1 protein-coding gene is annotated in these 21889 nt (G+C 69.3%); it reads right to left on the bottom strand.

The window, feature by feature from the left end; translation table 11 throughout:
• Positions 1–23 precede the first annotated feature (23 nt).
• Positions 24–21737, bottom strand: a complete 21714-nt coding sequence (locus tag ACWH49_RS16615; RefSeq protein ID WP_448172466.1) for an LEPR-XLL domain-containing protein — start codon at positions 21735–21737, stop codon at positions 24–26.
• Positions 21738–21889 lie beyond the last annotated feature (152 nt).

Genomic DNA, 21889 nt, shown 5'->3' with positions numbered 1-21889 from the left:
CCCCTGGTTTTCGAGCGTTCAGGCTAAAGCCTGGAAACAATTGGCGCAACAGGTAGTTGCACTTTCAGCCCCGCATTCACGTGGAGGCGGTCCGACGGTGCGCCGAGATGGTTGACAAATCTCTGCTGCCAGCGGTCGGTCGCGCGGCCCGCCGCGTCGGCGGTGGCGGGGCTGCGCTGGGCGGCTGGCGCCGACGGTTTCACCTTCCAGTCGATCTGCGCCGCGGTGACATCGGGCAGCCGCAGGTCCGGCGCCGCCGGCGTCGCGCCCGCCTCCGCCGCCCACGTCGGCAGCGGCACGCTCGGTGCGACGCCGAACCAGCCGTCCGGCAGGGCCCGCTGGCCCGGCAGGCGCTGCTCGTCCATCACGCCGCCCGCGCTGTGGCCGAAGCTCATCGCGTGGCCGAGTTCGTGCGCGAGCACCGACAGCAGATCGATGCGCCCGGCCGCCCCGCCGCTCGCGGTGGCGGCCAGCACCGCGCCGCTGCCGCGGAACTCGCGGTCGTCGCGCGGCGTCGGGTCGATGAACCAGCCCATGCCGGCGGCATCGATGTCGATCGTGATGCGGCCGTCGAGGTACTCGGCCAGCGACGCGCCCGGCAGGTCGGCCACGTCGATCTCGATCCGGCCGAGCCGCGCGGTCAGCGAGGCGTCCTCGACCAGCGACCAGCGGCGCACCGCCTCGGCCAGCAGCGGCTGCGCCTGCGCGGCGCTGATCGACGCGTCGGTGCGCGCCACGTCGGCCGTCGTCGCGGCGGTCTGCTGCGCCGGCACGGCCGGGTCGTTGGTCTTGACCGTCACCGCGTCGAAGCTCGCGCCCGCCGCGCCCTTGCCGAACAGGCCGAAGCGCCCGTCCGCCGCGACCGCGTTGTAGACGAAGCCGATCGTGGCCTGGCCGTTCAGCGTGACGCTGACGCTCGCGCCGCGCACCGTCACGCCGAGGGTGTAGTCCGTCGTCGCATTCAAGGCGCGCGACGCCACCGCGTCGACGAACCAGCCGGCGGCCGTGCGGTGGCCGATCAGCACCTGCTGGGTCGCGACGTCGATCGCCGCGAACTTGAAGTTGGTGCTGCCGTACCAGTCGAACACGTAGCCGGCGCGGCCCGCCGTGCGCAGCGTGGTGCTCAGTTCCAGCAGCGACGCGGTCTTCAGGTTCGTGACGTTGGTCAGGTCGATCAGGTCGACCGCCGTGTCGCTGCCGGCCGGTGGCAACGCCGCCAGCCGCCCGCTGGCGGCCGTCCAGGTGCCGGCGGAGAAGGTGTCGAACATCGCCCCGGCGCCGGCGGCGAAGTCGTTGGTGTACGCCACCGTCGAACTCGGCGGCACGATCTGGACCGCGATGTTGTCGAGCGCCCCGCGCGACTTGTTGGCGCCGAAGCCGACCAGGCCCCAGTTCAGGCCGTAGCTGAAGCCGTCGACGACGGTGGCCTGGAACACATAGCTGATGAACGTGCCGTTGTCGACCGACAGCGTCGCCGTCAGGCCGTTGACCGACAGCATCAGGTTGTACCAGTTCTCCGACTTGATGCTGCCGGTGAACACCGCCTGCTTCAGCACCTGCCATCCGGCCGCCGTGCGCTGCCCGATCACGAGCTTGTTGGTGCCCGCGTCGATGCCGGCGAACTTGAAGTTCGTCTTGCTCTGGTAGTCGAAGACGATGTAGCTGTTCGCGTCCCAGCCGCCGGTCGGCTTGATGATCTTGGCCTTGGCCAGCACCTCGTAGTACGTGGGCAATGCATCGCCGACCTGGTAGACCGCCACCGCGTCGGAGATCGACGAGCTCGAGGCCACCTGCAGCGCGCCGCCCGAGACCTGCCAGGTGCCGCTGTCGGCCGCGAGGCCCTGCAGCGCGCCGTCGTTCAGGTCGGCCGAGCGCAGCACGTCGCGCTTGCCGCCCGGCACGTTGCCGGCCTGCGGGTCGCGCGGCGCGCCGGTCTGGTCCTGCCACGCGAAGTCCTGCTGGCGCACGACGCCCAGCTCGCCGGTCGGCTCGCCGTTGCGCACGTCGCCGGCGCTGCCGAGCGTCGGATCGGCACCGTCGCTGGCCGACAGCGCGTACAGGAACTCGGCCAGCTGCGGCTGCAGTGTGCGGCTGACGGTGGCCTGACCGAACGGCGCGAACGGCACCAGGTAGCTGTTGAACTCGCCGACCCAGTCGATCAGCCGGTCGCCGCCGGTGTTGCCGATCAGCACGTCGCGGCCAGCGCCGCCGAAGGCGCGGTCCTCGTAGCTGTAGTGGGTGTCGGGTGTCGTGTTCGGCGCACCGTCGAGGCCCTGGTCGTCGTCGGCGTTCAGCAGGTCGTCGCCCCAGCCACCGTACAGGTCGTCGCGGCCGGTGCCGCCGACGAGCCAGTCGTTGCCGTAGTCCCCGAAGATGCGGTCCTCGCCGTCGGTCGGCCGGTGGGTCGTCGTGTTCGCCGCCGGGTAGGTGTCGAGCGGCGCACCGTCGTTGGCGTCGAAGTTCAGCAGGAAGCCGACGATGCGGGTCATCGGCGCGTACTCGTCGTACTTCAGGAACTCGCCGGTGGCCGGGTTGTAGGCCAGCACGTTGCCGGCGTTGGCCGGCGCCGCATAGAAGCCCGGCAACGCCTCGGCGCCCGAGATCGCGTCGTCGCCCCAGCCGCCGTGCAGGAAGTCGTTGCCCCAGCCGCCGTAGATGATGTCGTCGGCGAGCGCCGGGTCGAACAAGGTGTCGAGGCCCTTGCCGAACGGCGTCATGTCGGCCGTCTTCTTCAGCTGGCCGGTGACGTTGATCGTCGCGCTCTGCACCGAGCCCGGCGTGCTGATGAAGGTCTGCACGGTCGCGACCGTCAGGCCCGCGAGCGGCTCGGTCGTGCCGTTGCGGGTCGTCAGCAGCCGGCCGTCGTCGCCGAGCACGCCGTCGTCGCCGGTGCCGCCGGAGATCCAGTCGTGGCCCCAGCCGCCGATCAGGTCGTCGTCCTGCCCTTCGCCGAACAGCACGTCGTTGCCGCTCATGCCGTAGACGAAGTCGTCGCCCGATTCGCCGTGCAGTTCGTCGGCGGCGCCGATGTCCACCGCGCCCGGCACCTGGTCGATGCCGCCCGGGGTGTAGTCGAGCAGCTCGGCCGAGCGCACGACGATCGGCGAGTCGCCCGCGATGCCGGCATAGGCGTCGTCGTAGGTGAAGCTGCGGTAGGTCGTCGCGCCGCCGGCCCCCACGGCGACGACGCGGCGGATGTTGCCGTTGTCGCCGAGGATCATGTCCGAGTCGCGGCCGTGCAGGCCGTCGCCGGTGTGGTCGCGCGCGACATCGGTTCCCGCGCCGCCGAAGATCAGGTCGGCCTCGTCGTCGCGCTGGCTGCGCAGGTTCAGGCTGAACATCGTCGAGCTGCCGCCGACGATGTCGTCCTGGCCGAGGTTGCCGAAGATCAGGTCGGTGCCGGCATTGCCCTCGATGTAGTCGTCGCCGTCGGTGGCGAGTTCGACGGAGGCCTGCGTCACGTGCAGGCCGCTCGCGTCGCGCACCGCCGCGACGGCGATGTCGATCGAGCCGTCGCCCTGGATCGTGTCGTTGCCGCGCTGGCCGAAGATCGTGTCGCGGTTGGCGCCGCCGGCGATGAAGTCGTTGCCGAAGTTGGCCGCCAGCGTGGTCGGGTCGAGCGTGAGGGTCCAGTCGGCCCAGGCCGGTGCCGCGTACGGCGGCGCGACCTGGCCGCCGACCAGCGGCGCGCCGTTGAGGTCGTACAGGCCGGCAGCCACGGTCGTGAAGCGCGGCTTGATGGCGTTCAGCGAGCCCTTGCTGAAGTCCAGCAGCACGTTGTCGCCGAACACCAGGTCGTCCTGCGCGCCGCCGTCGAGGCGGTCGCCCGCGGCGCCGCCGGCCAGCACGTCGTCGCCGTCGCCACCGCGCAGGGTGTCGACACCGCCGGACGCGCGGTCGATGGTCTCGACCCGCACGATGACGTTGCCGAGACCGGCCACCGGCGCGAACTCGATCCGCGCCGCGTCGCCGACCAGGATGTCGTTGTCCGCCCCGCCGTCAGCGAGGTCGGCGCCGAGCCCGCCGAGCAGCAGGTCGTTGCCGGCGTCGCCATACAGCTTGTCGTCGCCCGTGACCAGGCGCGTGACGATGCTCAGCAGCTGCGTCGGGCCATCGTTGCCGGCCACCCGCGCGAAGTCGATGCGCGCGTCGTCGCCGGCCACGATGTCGGCGCCTGCGCCGGCATGCACCTCGTCGTTGCCGGCCCCGCCGATCACCAGGTCGGCGCCGCCGCCCGCATAGATCGTGTCGTCGCCGCCGATCGTCTCGTCGATCGACCAGACCACGCGCGGCCCGCGGAACAGCCCGTCGGTCTGGTCCTCGGGGAAGGCCGAGACGCGGTAGAAGTAGTTGTTCTTCTGCACCGGGGTCGTCAGCGGGTAGTTCCCCACCGGCTGGGCGTCCCAGGTCCGGTCGACGGTCAGCGTGTTGGCGGTGTTGCCGGTGATCGTGCGGTACTGCACGTGACCTTGCGGCGAGATCGCCTGCACGCTCAGACCGACCAGCCCGCCGTACAGCTGCGAGAACGCGGCGTTCGCGTCGGTGAGCGTGCTGACGGTCGAACCGGTCAGCGGCGGGTTGGTCGGGCTCAGCGGCACCGAGTGGCCGAGCCGCGTGACGATCTCGTCGACCAGCACGTTGTTGTCGGTGGTCGGGTCGCGGTCGGGATCGACCGACACCGTTCTGACGTAGTCGACACGGCCGCGGTCGCCGAACAGGATGTCGTCGCCGCTGCCGCCGGTGATCTTGTCGGCACCGTCCCAGCCGAACACGACCAGCGGCAGGCTCGACGCACTGCCGTCGGCCGTGTCGTCGCCGCTGTTCAGGTTCAGCGCGAACGCGCCGTCGTCGCCGTTCTGCAGGTTCACCGTGACCTTGTCGTTGCCGGCGCCGGTGTCGAGGAGGGTCAGCGTGTAGAAATCGCCGGTGCGCGCGGTGGTGTGGTCCTCGGCGTTGGTGGTGTAGTCGACGCGCACCGTGTCGTCGCCGCGGCCCAGGCTGACCTGGACCACCTCGATGTCGCCATAGCTCACGCCGCTCGGCTGCGGCCGGCCGTTGAACAGGATGCTCGGGCCCATGCCGAAGCCGGTGATCCGGCCGTGCGTATCGCCGCCGGCGATGCGGAACTCGCTGCGGTCGGTCGGCACCGCGGCACCCGCCGGCGTCGTCGGATTCTTCAGCTTGACCCAGCGCGTGTCGGCGTCGGTGCCGGCGCCGATGCTCTCGATCTCCCACGAGCGGCCCAGCCCGGGGCCGACGCTGATCTCGATGCGGCGGCCGACCAGCGGGGCGCCCGGATCGAGCTTCGCCACCGCATCGAGCGCCGCCGCCTCGACCAGCAGCTTCAGGTTGGCCGCGTCGAAGCCGCGGACCACGCCGTCGGCCGAGCTCAGTGCGCCGTTTTCGTTGGCGACGCTGTCGTTGTCGTACACGAACAGGTAGTCGACCTGCTCGCTCTCCTTGGCGAAGAAGTTTGCGCTCAGCGAGGTGATGGCGTACTGGCTGTCGGTCGTCGGCGCGGTCACGTTCGCGGTGCCCGGGTTGACGATGCTCGGGTTCAGGAGCTTGAGGCGCACCAGGCCGCCGCCGATCTCGGTCAGCTCGGTGATCTGCCAGAAGCGGTCGAACCTGTCGTCCGGGCGGGACGGGTCGAGCACGACGCCGGTCCCCGGACCACTGCTCAGCTCGAGCGTCTTGTCCAGCAGCACCTGGATGTCGGTGAGCGAGACGGTCGAATCGTCGGCGTGCAGTTCGGCGAGCGCCTTCAACAGGTCGGACTTCAACACCGTCATGGTCTCGAAGGCCCCGGCACCGGTGCCCGGCACGAAACCCTGCACCGCGCCGTGCGGCGGCAGGATGTTGAGCTCGCCCGGCAGCATCAGCGGCGTGGGCAGGCTCAGCGAGCCGGCCCCGGCCGCGCCCTCGATGATCAGCGGGCCGCGGATCTTGTTGACCGTCTGCAGGTCGGGCGCGAAGACCTGGGTCTCGTTGCCGTCGAACACCGTGTCGTCGATCGCGCGCACCGTGACCGTCTGCGGCGTGTTCCAGTTGGCCGAGGTGAAGGTCAGGAACATCTGCGAGGCGCCGCCGACCGTCACCTGCTCCTGGAACAGCGCGGTGCGGCCATAGGTGCTGCGGGTGTCGACCGCGTCGACCTTGATCCTGACGACCTGGCCGGCGGTCGGCGCCTGCGACAGGCGGACCGTGTAGCTGTCGCTGTTGCCGGCGGCGCCCTCGATCACGTCGATCGAGCCGTCGTCGGGCATCTGCACGATCACGCTCGGCGTGTCCTCGTCGTAGATGTCGACCACGCTGTCCTTGACGAAGGCACCCTGGTAGCCGGCCTCCTTGTAGTTGTAGGCGACGGTCACGAAGCCGGTCACGAACTCGGGCTGGCCGTTCGCGTCGAAGAAGCTCAGCGTGTTGCCGGTGACCGAGAAGCGCGCCGCATCCAGCAGCACCCCGTTGAGCTTGACGGCGACGCTGTCGACGATCGGCTTGTGCTCGAGCAGCAGATACGTGGTCGGCTTGGTCGCCGGGATCTCCGGGTCGACGCCGAGCTTGTCGAAGTCGCCATCCACCGCGACGAATGCGGGCGGCGTACCGGCCGCACCGCCGCCGGAGGGCAGCGTCTGCTCGGCATCCGCGCTGGCGACGGTGTAGCTGATGTAGTCGGTGTGGAAGCCCTCGACGACCGTGTCGTTCGGCGCGGTGATCGTGATCTGCTGGCGAACGTTCCAGTTCCCCGTCGTGAAGGTCAGGGTCGGCTTGCCGCCCACGGTCGTCACCGAGGGCCCGGACAGCACCACCTGGCCGTTCAGCACGTTCATCGTCACCGTCACGTTTGCGGTCGGCGCCTTCGTCAGCACCACGTCGAAGGTGTCGGTGAAGCCGGCCACGCTCGGGCCGTTCTCGAGCACGGTGTTGTCGCGCCCGGTCGGCGTGATGATCACGCCGTCGCGGTCGTCGTCCTCCATCAGCACCTTGACGCTCAGGGTCTGCGCGGCCTGGTAGTTCGGGTCGCTGCTGTCGCTGCTCTTCAGGCTGTGGTTGATGAAGGTGAAGCGCCGGCCTTCGCTGGCGGTGTCGTGCGCGGCCGCGAACTTGACGTACTGCACCTTGTCCCAGTTGCTCGCGTCGAAGGTCAGCGTCGGCACGTTCGCGGCGCCGGTCAGGCTGTCGAAGCCCAGCGACGTGTTGAGCAGGCCGAGGTTCGAATAGTCCTCGACCGGGCTGACCACGCCGTCGAAGAAGAACTCCAGGTCCTTGAAGTTCTTCGCCGCGTCCTCGGGCGACATGCCGGCCGGCACGACCTTGATCCGCACCGTGCCGGTGGGCGCGCGCGTGAGCCGGATGCCGTAGTAGTCGTAGGCCCAGCCGGCGCTGGCCACGCTCGAGTCCTCGACCACGCGCGAGCTGCCGCCGCTCTCGGTGACGATGACGAAGCTCTCCTCGTTGTCGGCGACGTTGGCCGACACGCCTTCGATCGGCACGCCGCTCCAGTCGGGATCGCTGTCGGGGGCGTTCTCGACGCTGTGCAGGATCACCCCGCTGTGGCCCTTGAAGTCGTTGCTGACCACGGCCACCGGCGCGCCCGACGGGTTGACGCCGACGAAGAAGGTGTCGCTGCCCAGCCCGCCGTCGATCTCGGTCACGACCTCCAGGCCGGTGGACTGCACGAAGAAGCGGTCGTCGCCCTCGGCGCCGTCGGCCACGATCTTTTCGATGTTGACGTAGCTGACGTTCAGGCCGGCGCCGAAGATGCCGGCGTCGGTGATGACGAAGTCGTCGCCGAACTCGGTGCCGACGATGCGCACCGTGTCGAAGCCATCGCCGCCGTCGATGCCGACCGGCGCGTTGACCACGTACAGGATCGTGTCGGCGCCGCCGTCGCCCTTCATGTCGGTGCGGGCGCGCTCGTTGTCGGTCGAGCCGCGCAGCGCGAACGCACGCACCGTGAACACGTCGTCGCCGTCGCCGCCGTTCAGGTTCAGCACCGCGATGTTGTGGAACACGGTGAACTGGTCGGCGCCGTCGCCGCCGTTGATCGTGGTGGCCGCGCTCACGCCGTTGGAAAGCCAGCCGCGGGTGATCTCGAGCGACGTGAACACGTCTTCCGCGGTGATGCCGGTGATCGCCGGCTGGCCCGCGAAGTCCTTGACCCGCTCGGAGCGGAACACCTGCCCGACCTGCACCTTGTCGGCGCCCAGGCCGAGGTTGACGGTCGTGGGCACGAGCACGTCGTCGAGCGCGACGATGTCGTCGCCGGCGAGCGTGTTGACCGTCAGCCCTTCGAGGTTGCGGTAGTTGAACCGCTCGACGTTCGCGCCGCCGTTGTTGATCAACGCGACGAAGCCGGTGTCGGTGTCGCTGCCCAGCACCTCCAGTTCGGTCTTGTAGGCGGCGGTGATCGCCGCCTCGAGCTGTGCCTTCAGCGGATCGCCGACCGCGTCCCAGGCGGCGCCGATCGCGTCCAGCAGCAGCGGCGGCAGCGGCTTGACGCCGTAGGCCGCGGTGATCGCCTTGGCGATCTCCTCCAGCTTGCCGGGGAACTGGCCGGTGTCGGTGGCGAGGAGACCGGTGACGAGCGTCTTGACGGCGGCGGCGCTCGGGGTGCCGGCGCCACCCGGGTTGGCGTCGATGGCGGCCAGCACGCCGGTCTGCACCGCGGCGGTGTAGAGCCCGATGAGGGTGTGCACCAGCCCGGCCGGGATGTCGTGCGGCCCGTAGGAATCCTCGAGCGCCTGCAGCACCGCGCGCAGCTTGTCGGGCTCCTCGGAGTTGAAGATCTTGTCGGTCAGGCCCTCGACCACGTCCTTCGGTGCCGGCGCGTCCTTTCCGACGAGCTTCGGCAACGTCGGGAAATAGAAGTCGGCCATGCCGCGCAGCAGCACGGTGTCGGCTCGCGGCGTGCCGATCAGCACCAGCTGGTCGGTGTCGCTCTTGTCCGGGCCGCTGTCGTAGGCGGTGCTCAGGTCGGTGATGTTGCCGCCCCGCGCGGTGATGCGGTAGGTGTCGCTGCCCTGCTCGCCGTCGAGCACGTCGGAGCCGTAGCCGGCGACGAGCAGGTCGTTGCCGAGACCTCCCTTGACGACGTCGTTGCCGTTGCCGCCTTCGAGGAAGTCGTTGCCGTCGTCGCCGAACAGCTTGTCGGGATCGGACTCGCCGTAGATCGTGTCGTTGCCGCCATCGCCGTAGAGGCTGTCGGCGCCGGTGCCGCCCCAGATGATGTCGCCGTCGCCGACGCTGACCGAGCCGTCGTCGCCGTGGATCACGTCGTTGCCGGCGCCGCCCAGGATCTTGTCCGCACCCATCCCGCCGAAGATCGTGTCGGCCTCGCCGCCGACGGTCACGGTCGGCTTCGCGAGGTCGCCGCCGATGAAGGTGCCGAAGTCGCCGAACAGCGTGTCGTCGCCGAGGCCGCCGTCGATCGTGTCCAGGCCCGAGCCGCCGAAGACGACGTCGTTGCCGGCGTCGCCGTGGATCGTGTCGTTGCCCTTGCCGCCGTACAGCCAGTCGTCGCCCTCGCCGCCGCTGATCAGCAGGTCCGCGAAGCCCGCACCGACCTCGGTGTCGCTGACGACGGCGGGGCTGTTGTAGGTGAACAGCGCGCCATCGCCGACGACGATGTCGTTGCCCTTGCCGCCGTCGAGCAGCTTGTCGGCCGCGCCGGAGCCGGCCACGATGTCGTCGCCGTCGTTGCCGCGGATGGTGTCTGCGCCGTCGCTGACGCCGATCAGCGCGCGCACGTAGCCGTGGCGCACCGCCATGTCGATCAGGCCTTCGGTGACCTCGCCGTTGTCGCCGAGCACGATGTCGTTGCCGCCCATCGCATCGATCGTGTCGCCGCCTTCGTTGCCGAAGATCAGGTCCGCGCCCGCGCCGCCGGTGATGAGGTCGTCGCCGGTGCCGCCGCGGATGATGCCGCCGCCGGCACCGCCCAGGAGGGTGTCGTTGCCGACGCCGCCGTCGATGTCGAACTTGACCGACCCGTCGACGCCGGACAGATCGATCGTGTCGTCGCCCTCGCCCCCGACGACGATGATCCGGCCGGTGACGCTGTAGGTCTGGTGCGGCTTGGCGTCGTCGCCGAGGTTGTCGGACCAGACTTCCACCTTGCCGGCGCCCGCACTCTTGACGAAGATGTGCTCGCCGAAGTCGGTCAGGTCGCCGAGCTTGCGCTGGCCGGCGAAGTCGCCGATGTTGATGATCAGGTCGCCGTTGTCGAGCTCGCTGGCCAGCACCGGCGGGCGGAAGAAGTCGACATCGAAGTCCGCCAGCGTCACCGGCGGCGTGATGTTGAACTTCTTGTCCAGCTCGAAGAAGCCGAAGTCGATCTTCAGGAACGCGAACAGCTCCGCCGTGACCTTGCCGCTCACGTCGAACACCGCCAGCGGCGCGAGGAAGCGCTCGGCCTCGTTCGGGGCCTTCAGCTGGTTGTTGAAGTTGGTGAAGAGTTCGTCCAGCCGCACCCGGCCGTCGTGGTCGTTGTCGAACAGGTTGAAGTCGACGCCGATGAAGATGCCGCCGCCGACGCCGCCGCGCGCGATCCCGAGGTTCAGCTCGGCCGCGGCCCACAGCCCGCCGTCGAAGGTGAGCTCGGGCGGGTCGGTGCCGTCGCTGGCGTCCGAGGGCGTCGGGTCGTCGTCGATGTACAGGCCGTTGGCCAGCAGCAGCGGGTTCTTGAAATCGCTGGCGGCGAAATCGGCGAAGCCCTTCGAGTCGTAGCCGAACGCGAAGTCGATGTTCAGCGCCGCCTCGAGGTTGATCGAGACGCCGAGCGGCCCGAAGATCGAGAAGAACGCGGAGAACTCGGCGTCGAAATGCAGCTTGGGCATGTCGTACGACACCAGCTTCGCCGGCTTGCCCAGCAGCAGGCCGAACACCTGCGCCGGGTCCTCGAGGATGTCGAGGCGGAACGGCTTCGGATTCGTGCCGCCTCCCTCCTGGTCGGCCAGGCCGCCCAGCACCTCGCCGGCCACGCCGGCGACCTCGCCGAGCACGTCCTGCAAGCCGTCCGGCAGACCGCTGATGTAGTCGTTGAAGCTGCCGTTCGGGCCGAACAGCTTGTTGGCGAAGCCGGCGACGTCGAAGTCGCCCGAGCCCAGATCGCCGAAGTTGTCGTACAGCGAATTGCCGCTCTCGTAGACCTTGAAGTCGCCGAACGGCACCAGCAGCGAGCCGTCGTCCGGGATGTCGATCGAGTTCAGCACCGAGATCACGTCGAGGATGGTCTCGAGCGCGTCGATGAACGCCGGGTCGACGCTGCCGGTGGCCTTGGCGATGTCCAGCAGCGTGATGTCCAGGCCGAGGTCGGACAGCACCGGCAGCGGCGTGGTCACGATGTCGATGATCGGCTGGATCGGCTCGGTGATCTCCTGGATCTTCTCGACCAGCGGGCTCACCACGTTGCTCAGGTACGAGCCGACATCCAGGCTCACGTTCCTGAATTCGACGAGCTTGAGGCCGTCCTGGATCGCGCTGCCGAACTGGAAGCCGTCGTTCGGGTTCAGCAGGCTGAACTGCGGCAGGTTCCAGTCGAGCAGGAAATCGGCCTGGATCTGCGGGAAGCCGCCGTCGTCCCCGGCGATGCCCAGCGTCATCGCGAGCTCGACCGACGCCTCGGCCGCGAACAGCACGTCGAAGCTCATGCGGCCCAGTTCGGACAGGCCCAGGCGGGTGTCGGCCGGGTTGTCGCCGTTTTCGATGTTGATCGCGAAGCTCGCGTTCAGGTGGGTCTGGTCGCCGTCGCCGTTCACGTCCTCGTTCAGGGCGGTGAACTGCAGGAAACCGAGCGTGCCCTTCAGGCTGCCGCCGGGCAGCGTGACGCCCACGTCGAGCAGCAGCTCGTCCGGGTCGTCGACGAACAGGAAGAAGCCGTCCTTGCCGCTCAGGCCGAAGCCGAGGTCGAGCTCCCAGTCGATGTTGAGCTTGATCTCGCCGTCGGTTTCCAGGCCGAGGCCCGGGATGCCGATGTCCAGGCCGATGTCGGCGCCGGCGTCGACCAGGTTCTGGCCGATCTTGACCTTCCACCAGATCTCGGCGTCGGCGATGTTGTTGACCTCCGCCAGGTTGTTGAAGCTGCGGATGTCGTTCGCGGTGCCGGCGACGAACTTGCCGCCCTGCTTCACCGCGTCGCCGTTCTGGTCGACCGCGATCAGCAGGCCGCTGTTGCCGAGCAGCTTGAACAGGATGTCCTTGATGCCGTTCTCGCTCGGGTCGGCCAGCTTCTCGACCTCGCTGCGGAAGTTGTTCAGGAAACCGGTGCGGAAGTCGCCGACCACGTCGGCGGCGCCGGCGAGCTTGTCGCCGATCAGCGGCAGGCTCAGGCCCATCACCTGGCCGTCGAGCGTGTCCTGCACGCCGCCCAGCACCACGTCGACGCCGTCGACGATGAACAGGATCTGGTCGAGCAGGCTCAGGTTCGCCAGGCCGCTGGTCAGGCCGTCCAGCACGTTGGACACGTCGAGCACGATCGTGTCGGCGGGCGGTGCGGTGCCGTCGGTCTTGAGTGCCAGCCCGTTGGCGATGTTCTTCAGGTCGCCCTTGAGCGTGATGTCGCCGATGCCGTGCGACTCGGTCGGGAAGTAGATCGGCAGCGTCACGTCGACCGGCGCGGCGAAGCTCGCGTCCAGCGTGCCCAGCACCGCGCCGAGCTGCCCGGTCAGCAGCACCCGGCCGCCGGCGTCCGCGACGACCGAGTCGCCGGTCTTGGCGAAGTCGAAGAACACCTTGAGGTCGCCATCGATGCTGGCTTCGCCGTCGATGATCGACAGGCTCAGCGGCCCGAGGCCGGCCTTGAACGCCATGTCGCTGCCGCTCAGACCCAGATGCGCGTCGAGCTTGCTGGTGTCGTACAGGTAGACCTGCGACGGGTCGTTCAGGCCGATGCCCAGGTCCAGGTAGAAGTGCCCGCTGCCCTCGGCCGCGAGCGTGGCCGCGCCGCCGAAGTCGACCAGGCCGGACGGCAGGTTCAGGTCGGGGATGCGCACGTTCAGGGACTTGCTGAACGCGGCGCCCAGGTCGAGCTTGATCTTGACCAGGTCGTCGCTTGTATCGCCGAGCAGCAGGTGGTCGTCGATCTCGAAGTCGATCAGGTCCGGTTGGCCCGGCGCCGGGTGCGCGGCGACGCCGAAGGCATCGCTGATCACCTGGTCGAGCAGCTGCAGCGAGCCCGCCGGGTTCTTCTGCGCCTGCTTCAGGGCCTCGGAGAAGGTGTCGACGAAGTTGAGCAGGTCGTTGATGCTGACGTCGACCAGCGGGATCGGCGTGTTCAGCACGCCCGAGACGCCGTCGATCTGGCTCAGCAGGTCGCGGATCAGCAGCAGGGCGTCGACGATCGACGCGAAGTCGAAATTGACGTTGTCGAATGCCAGCAGCTTGTCGAAGTTGTCGAACTGGAAGTCGACGGCCGGCGCGAGCGGCGTGGCCGCGGTCAGCCCGACCAAGGACGCAGGCAGCAGCCCGTCGTGGGTGGCGACCTTGACCGTCGTCCCGACGCCTGCGACGTAGACGACTTCGGTCGCGAAGGTGCTGTAGGCGCTGTCACCGGTGCCGATCTGGATGCGCGAACCGCGCGTCAGGTCGTGGGTGCGGTCGCCGCTCACGGTGAACGACTTGCCGTCGGCGGCACGCACTGCGCCGATGAGTGCCACCGGACCGTCGGCGAAGGTGTCGAACACGTCGCCCAGGTTCAGCAGGTCGAGCGTGACGGTCGGCGCGTCGGGCGAGCCCGGCGCGGGCAGGTTCAGGAAGTCCAGGCCGCTGACCGTGACGTCGAGCGTGACCTCGCCGCCGCCGGTCAGGGCCGGCGTGGCGAGCAGCTTGCTGGAGAAGTCGGGCAGCGCGTTGATGAATTCGCGCAGCGAGATGTTGCCGTCGGCCCCCGCGCCGCTGGTGGTCGGGTCCTTCAGGCCGACGCTCAGCTCGGCGCTGAACGCCGCATTGCCGCCCAGGTGGATGCCGACGAAACCGAAGTTGGCATCGGCGCTGACCGGGCCGACCGTGGTGACGTCCAAGGTCGCCGTCAGGTTCGCGTCCTTCATGAAGAAGCGATCGGTCAGCTGGACGCCGACCAGCTGGGCGCCATCGATCCGGCCATCGAGCTCGGCGTCCTTCGTCGAGTCGACCCCCGCGATGCCGAGGCCCGTGGCCGCACCGGAACCGTTGACCTGGCTGACCATGAAGCGCGCGGCGTTGGGGCCGCCGGGCACGAAGGTCGTGTCCCGGAGCGTCAGGCCGGTGGCGGCCGCGTTGACCTCGACCTGGACCTTGCCGGCCGTCGCGGCCTCGATCGCCGCGATCACGCCGGCGATGTCGGTCGCCCCGTCCAGCGTCACCTGGTAGACCGTGCCGTTGCTGACCCGGATCTCGACGTCGACGTTGTTGGACGACACCACGGCGACCGGCAGCCCGAGCCCGGCCGCGGCGGCATTGCCGGCCACGGTGAAGGCCGTGAGCGCAGGATCGGCGGCCGTGAGCAGCAACTTGTTGCCCTGCGAGCCGGCGACCAGCTTGCCGGCGAAGTTGGTCGCCACCGAGGAGCCCACCGGCAATTGCAGGCCGTTTCCGGCCAGCGCGGTGATTTCCAGCCGCAGGACGGTGCCCGCGTCGGCGACAAACTTGACCCGTGCCTTGCCCGCCTCGGAGCTCGTGCCCGACGACTTGGCGCTGACGAAGGCATCGAGGTTCGCCGCCTTCAGCGCGGCGTTGATGTCTTCGACCAGATCCGACAAGCTGGTGTTGCCGGCCAGGTTGGCGACGGTGACCGACACCAGTGCCCCGCCGTTGATGCGCACGCCGAAGGCCGCGCTGGCCGGCGCGAAGTTGCTCAGCACGCCGGTCTTCAGGGTCGGCACCGACAGGGCCTGGTTCACATCGTGGACCAGGCTCAGGATGGAATTGTTGGTCGCCGTGTCGTCGGCGTAGATCGTCACCGTGCCCGAAGGTCCGGTGCCGCCGGTGGTGGTCACGGTGAGCGTGGCATCGGCGGCCAGGCGCCCGACGAACGACACGAGGTCTTTCGTGGCCTGCACGGCGGGCTTGGTGATGACGGCCTGGGTGGACAGACCCAGCTCCAGCACCGCCGGGTCGTCGATCGCCGCGGCGAAGCCGACCTCGCCGACGGATGTGTCCGCGATGCGCAGCACCAGCGACGCGCCGTCGTTGTCCGCGACGATCTTGCCGTCGAGCCCGGCCGGCAGCGCGGCCAGCAGCGCCGCATTGACGTCGCCGACGAGCGTGGTCGGATTGCCCAGGATGTCGTTCAGGTCGGTGTTGTCCGCCGTGGCGGACAAGGGCACCGTGACCAGATAGCTCGCGTTGCCGACCTTGAGGGTGAAGTGCGCGTCGCCGCCGACCAGCTTGAAGGTCTCGAGCGCGTCGCCGACCAGCGCGCCGGTGGCCAGCTGGTACGCCGGCAGGCCCAGGTCCTTGACCGCCGGGTCCGTGGCCGCCGCCTTCACGCTGAAGCCTTCCAAGCCGAACGGCGCGCTCGTGGCCACGACCTTGAGCCGGTTGCCGTCGGCGACGACGTCGAATCCGTTGAGGGCGCTCAGCTGGTCGATCGCGAGGTTGATCTTTGCCAGGAGATCGACGAGCGGCGTGGCCGCGTCGGCGCCCTTGGCCACCTTCACGACGTGGGCGACGCGGTACGTGTCGCCCACCGCCCAGACATTGTTCGTGCCGCCGGTCAGCGCCGTGGTCGTGATCATCGGCGCGAAGAGCTGCACCGGCTGCGGCGAGATTTCCTTCTGACCTACCGAAACCACGATGGCCGACGAGCCGTCGGTGATGTTGAACACCGTGTCGCCGGGGCTGACGAACGCAAAATGGCCGTTCAGGTCGACCAGTTCCGTGCCGTTCCCGAACGCGTGCGTGGTGCCGCCCGCGGCGTCGTTGAACATGCTGATCTCGAAGGTCGCGTCGCCGCTCAGCTGGCGGATCGCGCTGATGACCGGGTTCGGCGCGGTGACCGCCGGCGCGGTCTGGATCGCGACGCCGGCGCCGTCGTTCAACGCGTCGAGCAGCGTCGCCGGGGTCGCGCCACTGCCGTCCGACAGGTTGGCCTGCGCGCCGGGCACCGTCTTGCCGAGGTAGACGCCGAGCATGAAGCCGTCGTCGAAGCCGACGCTCGCGCTGACCTTGACTTTGGTGTCGCTCTGGATGCCGATCAGCGGGCCGAGGTCGAGGTTGAAGTCGATCGGCAGTTCCTTGGTGAAGTCGAGCTGCGGCAGCAGCGCGCCGAGCTTGATCGTCAGCGCCTCGGTGCTCGGGTCGTAGGCGACCGCGGTGCCCGCGCCCAGGATCGTGCCGAGCCGCGCGACCAGCGACTGCGCGGTGTCGAAGGTGGCCGAGTTGTCGGCGCGCAGCAGCTTGACGGTGTCGTCGCCGATGCCCTTGTGCACGTTGGCGACCGCGAGGTTGTTGGCCGTGGCGGCGGCCGTCACGGTGACGAAGACCTGCTCCTCGACCGTGCCGCGCTTGAGCGTGACGCGCAGCTGCACGTCGCCCGCGATGATGCCGTCGGTCGGCGTCGCCTCGTGCTCGGTCTTGAACACGGCGGCCGCGAGCGCGGCGAAACCCAGACCGGCCGCGCCGAAGTCCGCAGCGGCACCGCTGGCGAGCTCGACCTTGAACGAATCGACCGTCGGATCGACGATCTGGAACAGCAGCTTGTTCGTGTTGGCCGGCGTGTTGCCCGTGCCCTGCACGATCAGCACCGAGCCGAGGCCGGCCGTGTCGAGCGCCGCGTTCAGGTCGGACGACAGGCGGTCGGCGCCGTCCTTGACGCCGTCGGCGCCCTTGTCGTACAGCAGGCCGCTGGTCAGCACGTCGGCGAAGCCGAGCACACCGTCGATTGCACCGTTCACCAGCGGCACGTCGATCTGGTCGAAGAAGCCGCTGTTGCGCAGCTTGTCGAGTTCGTCGGCCAGGCGCCCGATCAGGCTGACGACGCCGGCGGCGTCGATGTTGCCGAAATTCAGGGCCGTGGTGTCCAGGCCGCTGAAGTCGAAGGTGTAGGTCGTGGTGTCGAAGATGTCGGCGGCACCGAAGGTCACCGTGCCGGCGTCGAGATCGGTGACGCCCGAGAGCGCCTCGATGGTGATCGGCAGTTCCCCCGCCAGCGTGCCGCTGGTGGCCACGTCGATCGAGTCGATGTGGGCGGCGATCTCCGCCAGCGTGATGCGCTGGTCGGCGTTGGCATCGAGCACGCTCAGGTCGACGGTGACGTCGGCATCGAAGTCGATCGTGCCGTCGTTGACGCCGACCGACAGGAAGCCCAGGTGCGCGCCGAAATCGAGATCGGCCGAGTGGGCTTCGGCATGCAGCAGCAGCGTCTCGGCGCGGATGTAGAAGTTGCTCGCGACATCCTGCGTCAGGTCGACGCCGAACCCGAAGCGCGGCAGCTGCGACGCGGCGCTGTCGACGAACGCGAACAGCGCCCCCACGTCGAGCTGGCCGTCGAGCTCGAGGCCGAGGCCACCGGCCCCGTCGCCCAGGTGCAGCGGCAGGTTCGCGGCGAAGGCCTGGCGCAGGTCGATGTCGAACTCGAACGACGAGCCGTCGTTCGCGTTGAAGCTGCCGAGCAGGGGCGGCAGTATCGCGAAGAGCCCTTCGAAGGTCGGGTTCGGGTTGGCGGCGAAGTAGTCGACGATCGGCTGGCGGACCTCGCTCTGCACGGTGCCCGACAGATTGACCAGGTCGGCGATCGACTTGTCGATGCCGGGGATCTTCACCTGCAGCGGCGGCGCGGTCTCGATGCTGTGCGCGAAGTCGACCACGCCCTGCAGGCCGGCGAGGATCGCGGCCTCGAGCTCGGGGCTGATCGGCACCTGCAGCGTGTGGTCCGGGATCGTCGGGGCAAACGCAGTGGCGTGCGACGCAAGCTCGTTCCTCGCCGCCGCGTCGGTCACGGCCTGCGCGGTCGCGCCGTCGCCGAGATCGGGGAACTCGAGCGCGCCGTTCTGCCAGTCGTCGAACAGCGCGCGGAAGACCGGGCGCAGCGTGGCGCTCTCCCACAGCGGGTCGTTGCCGCTGCCGCCGCCGTAGACGACGTCGCTCCACGCCGCCGGCACGGTCTCGTTGTAGGTGAAGCCCGGCGTGGCCACCGGGGCGAGCGTGACCGGGTCGCGCTTGTTCTCGATCCGGAACCGGGCGCCGTCCGACACCCGCACCAGCATGATCGGGCCGGCGATGACGTGCTTGTCGCCGCCGCCCGTCACGTTGCTCAGGGTCACCTTCAGCGCCTGGCCGGCGGCGATCGTGAAGACGTGGTCCGTCTTCGCCGTCGCCTCGGCGGCGGTACGGAGCTGCTCGAACGCCAGGTCGCCGTCGCTCTCGTCGTTCGCGAACTGGCTCTGGTTCATCTGGAACGTGACGGCGCTGCCGCCGGCGATCGAGACGCTGTACTGCGCCTTGTCGGTCGGCGACATCTTCTGGTCCGGGAACGCCGAGTTCGCCAGGTTGTCCAGGTCCTGCGTGACGTTGCCCTGCCAGCTCGCGTAGACCTTGTACTCGCCCGCCGCCAGCCCGGTGGCGGTGTACTCGACGAGGCTCGGCGAGTTGGCGCCGTCGGTGAACTCGCCGATCCGGAACAGGGTGTTGTTGACGGTGTAGTTGTCGGCGCGCCAGATCTGGTCGGCGTCGATCGAGGTCAGCCACGGTCGGCCCTCGGCACTGCCGGGTGCGCCGGGCAGCGTCGCGGTCAGCACGTTGCCGCCGTGGGCGCCGTTCAGGTTCAAGGTGCTGAAGTCGTAGGGCGTGGCCGCGCCGTTGAGCTTGCCGAGCGCGTCGCTGTAGAGCTTGCTCAGCTGCCCGGCGGCCGCGCCGGCACCGGCCACGGCGTCGCCGGCCGGGCTTTCCATCAGCAGCGCCATCTTCGACAGCGTGACCGCATTCGCGTACGCGTCGAACGCCGCCTTGTCCATCACCGCCGTGGCGTTCAGGCCGCCCTCCGGATCGTCGAAGAACTTCAGCTGGAACGGGCCGCTGTCGACGTTCTGCGGGATCACCGTGCCATGGTGACCGGCCGGCAGGCCGAGCAGCGCGTCGAGCCGCTCGTGGTCGCCGGGCTTGAAGATCGGCACCAGCTTGCCGGCGATCGTGATGGACTCGAGGTCCATCTTGTTCGACAGCCCGCGCAGCTGCTCGAAGAACGTGAAGTCGACACCGAAGCGCTTCTCGATCTGGCCCTTCAGGAAGCTCTTGATGAAGCCCTTGGAGTCGTCGGCGGCCGGCGTGGCCGGGTTCAGCGTGGCGTCGACCGGCGCCAGGATCGCACCGAGCCCGCTCGCAAAATCCTTCAGCGCGCTGCGCAGCAGGCCGAGCTCGGCCGGCATCCCGATCATCGGCAGCAGGTGCTGGGTGAGGAACGAGTCGCGGGTCGAGCCGTCACCGTCCGGGTCGTCGAGCTCGGCGATGATCACGTCGAGCAGGCCGACGCTGTCCTCGGCCTTCGAGCGGATCGACGCCGAATCGGCGGTGTCGACGAAGCCGGTGGCGGCGCCGACCTTCTCCTGCAGTTCGCGCCGGCTGCCGGCGTCGAACATCGCCTTCGTGACCGCCAGGCCGAACTCGCCCCAGTGGCGCACGCCTTCGTCGATCTCGTCGACCCAGTTGTAGAGGTAGGCGCGGAAGACGTCGGCCTTGAACGTGTCGCTGACCGGGTCGCCGTTCACCAGCTTGTCGATCAGCTGGGCGGCCAGCGTGCCGAGGTCGTTGGTGTCGGTGCTGCGGGCGCCCTTCTCCACCGCCTTGTCGAGCACCGACGCACGGATCTTGTAGATGCCGTCGAGCAGCGGGCCGCGGCTGCCGATGCCCACCAGCTGCACGCCGGCCGCGCCGACCTCGTCGACCAGTTCGCCGCGGTGGGTCGCGTCGGCGAGGCCGCCGACCACCGTGATCGCGGCGGCGGTCACGGATTTCACGACGTAGGTGCTGCCGTTCGCGTTCATGCCGAGCGCGTCGAAGCGCATGCCGGCGACGAAGCCGTCGGCCAGGAAGCTGCCGCCGATGTCGCTGCGCGTGAAGGTGCCGGTCTCGGCATCGGCGACGAGCTGGCCGGCCGTGAACGCGGCCGTCTTGGCGGGCCGCACGACGATCTTCTCGTCGCCGTCGGCGACCTCGTTGGCGAGCGCCCCGCTCACCGTCAGCTGGGTCGGCGTCACCGCGGTGATCAGGAACGTGCCGTTGTTCGCGGCATTCGCGAAGCCGGTGACGGTGATCTTGTGGCCGACCTTGAAGCCCTCGTTCTCGAAGCCGTTGTATCCCGCCAGGCCGAGCAGGCCGATGTCCGAGCGCGTGAAGGTGCCGGACGTGGGGCCGGTGCTGGCGGCCGTCAGCGTGCCCTTGTCCCAGTCCATCTCGACCACCGAGGTCGGATCGTCGGGGAAGGCGCGCAGGAAGGTCTCGTAGATGAACCGGGCCGGCACGTCGTAGGCGATCGCCGGCGTGCTGTCGTCGCTGTAGTCGTCGTCGTTCGGGTCTGCCGTGCCCTTGTCGTCGATCAGGGTGCGCTCGGCCTTGTTGGCGTCGAAGCCCGGCAGCGAGTCGGCGATGTAGCCCTCGGTCAGGAAGTGGCGCACCATGTTGCCGAGGTCACGCTGGTCGCCCGGCAGCGACACCGCGGCGGCGCCGAAGCCCGGGGCCACGCCCTCGGTGAACGAATTGACCAGGGTGTGCGCCCAGTGATCGGCGGCCGAGTGGGTCAGGAAGCCGTAGCTCCACGCCAGGATCTGCGACTTCTCGTCGGCGTCGAACGGCGAGCCGGCGCCCTGCGCCTTCCACGCCATGTCGAGCACGCGGGTGAGCCAGGTCGCGTGGTCGATCGGGTGGATCGCGAACTGGCCCATCAGCGCGTCGGGGAAGCCGTCGCCCGCGACGGCGCCGGCGTTGTAGTACGAGCGCCAGTTCTTCAGCGCGTCGACGATCAGCGGGTGCACGGTGTACTCGAACGACGTGCCGTCGATGTCGATCGAGACCTTGCCGTTGTCGACCGCGTCGTCGGCCGCGTCGCTCGCGATTGCCACATGGACCTTCGGATCGAACGCGAGCGGGGCCAGCAGGTTGTCGCCATCCGCGTCGTGCGCGGCCAGCGTGCCGAGCAGGTGCCCGGCTTCGTGCGCGATCGTGGTGGCGAGCTGCGCCGCGACATCGGGCAGGCTGAGCTCGGCCCAGGTCATGCTGGCACTGAAGACGAACGCGTTGTCCTCCGGGTTCAGGTTGCCGAGGTCCTCGGCTTCCGAGAGCCCGTAGAACTGGCCCCACGGCGCGAACGACGCGCCGTCGCCGCCCAGGTAGATGGTCGAGAACGCGCCGTCGGTCGGGCGATCGGTCGTGAAGCGCACGTTGGGCCCGAAGTCGAGGTCGTCCAGCGTCGCCAGCGTGGCGGCCAGCACCGCGCTCTCCTGGCCGGCCAGCGCGCCCGAGGTGGTGAACGCGGCGACGTCGATCCCCTCGACCCGCACCGGGCCGCGGTAGTCCACGTGCTCGGCGCCGTCGGCGTCGATGTAGAAGATCTGGACCGGCGCCGGCGAGTAGCCCACGCCCGCGCCCAGCCCGGGCAGCAGGTCGCTGCTGAGCAGCATGCGCGGTTCGACCGGCTCGAACACCACGGGGCGTCGCCGCTGCCGCGGCGGCGCGGCCTCGTCGCCACGCATCGCGCGATAGGCGTCCTGCAGGTGCCCGAACAGGGCGGACGGGCGGAACGACCGCGGGGCGGGTGCGGGTTGCTGCATGACGACCTCCTCTGCTGTCGTCTGCGGCACCGGCCGGCGGTTCGGCTCGCGACGGTCGAGGCCCTCACAGCCGCGTTTCGTCGAGCACGAACCACCGCGCCGTGCGGGCGACAGTTCGCATCAATGTAAATTCCTGTTAATTGGCGGGGTAT

It is taken from the genome of Rhizobacter fulvus (assembly GCF_964020785.1).
This window is presented reverse-complemented; position numbering and strand designations above follow the sequence as displayed.

What these genes read in the sequence shown, in the direction of transcription:
- ACWH49_RS16615 (WP_448172466.1), bottom strand. Translation starts at nt 21,737, where the DNA reads ATGCAGCAACCCGCACCCGCCCCGCGGTCGTTCCGCCCGTCCGCCCTG.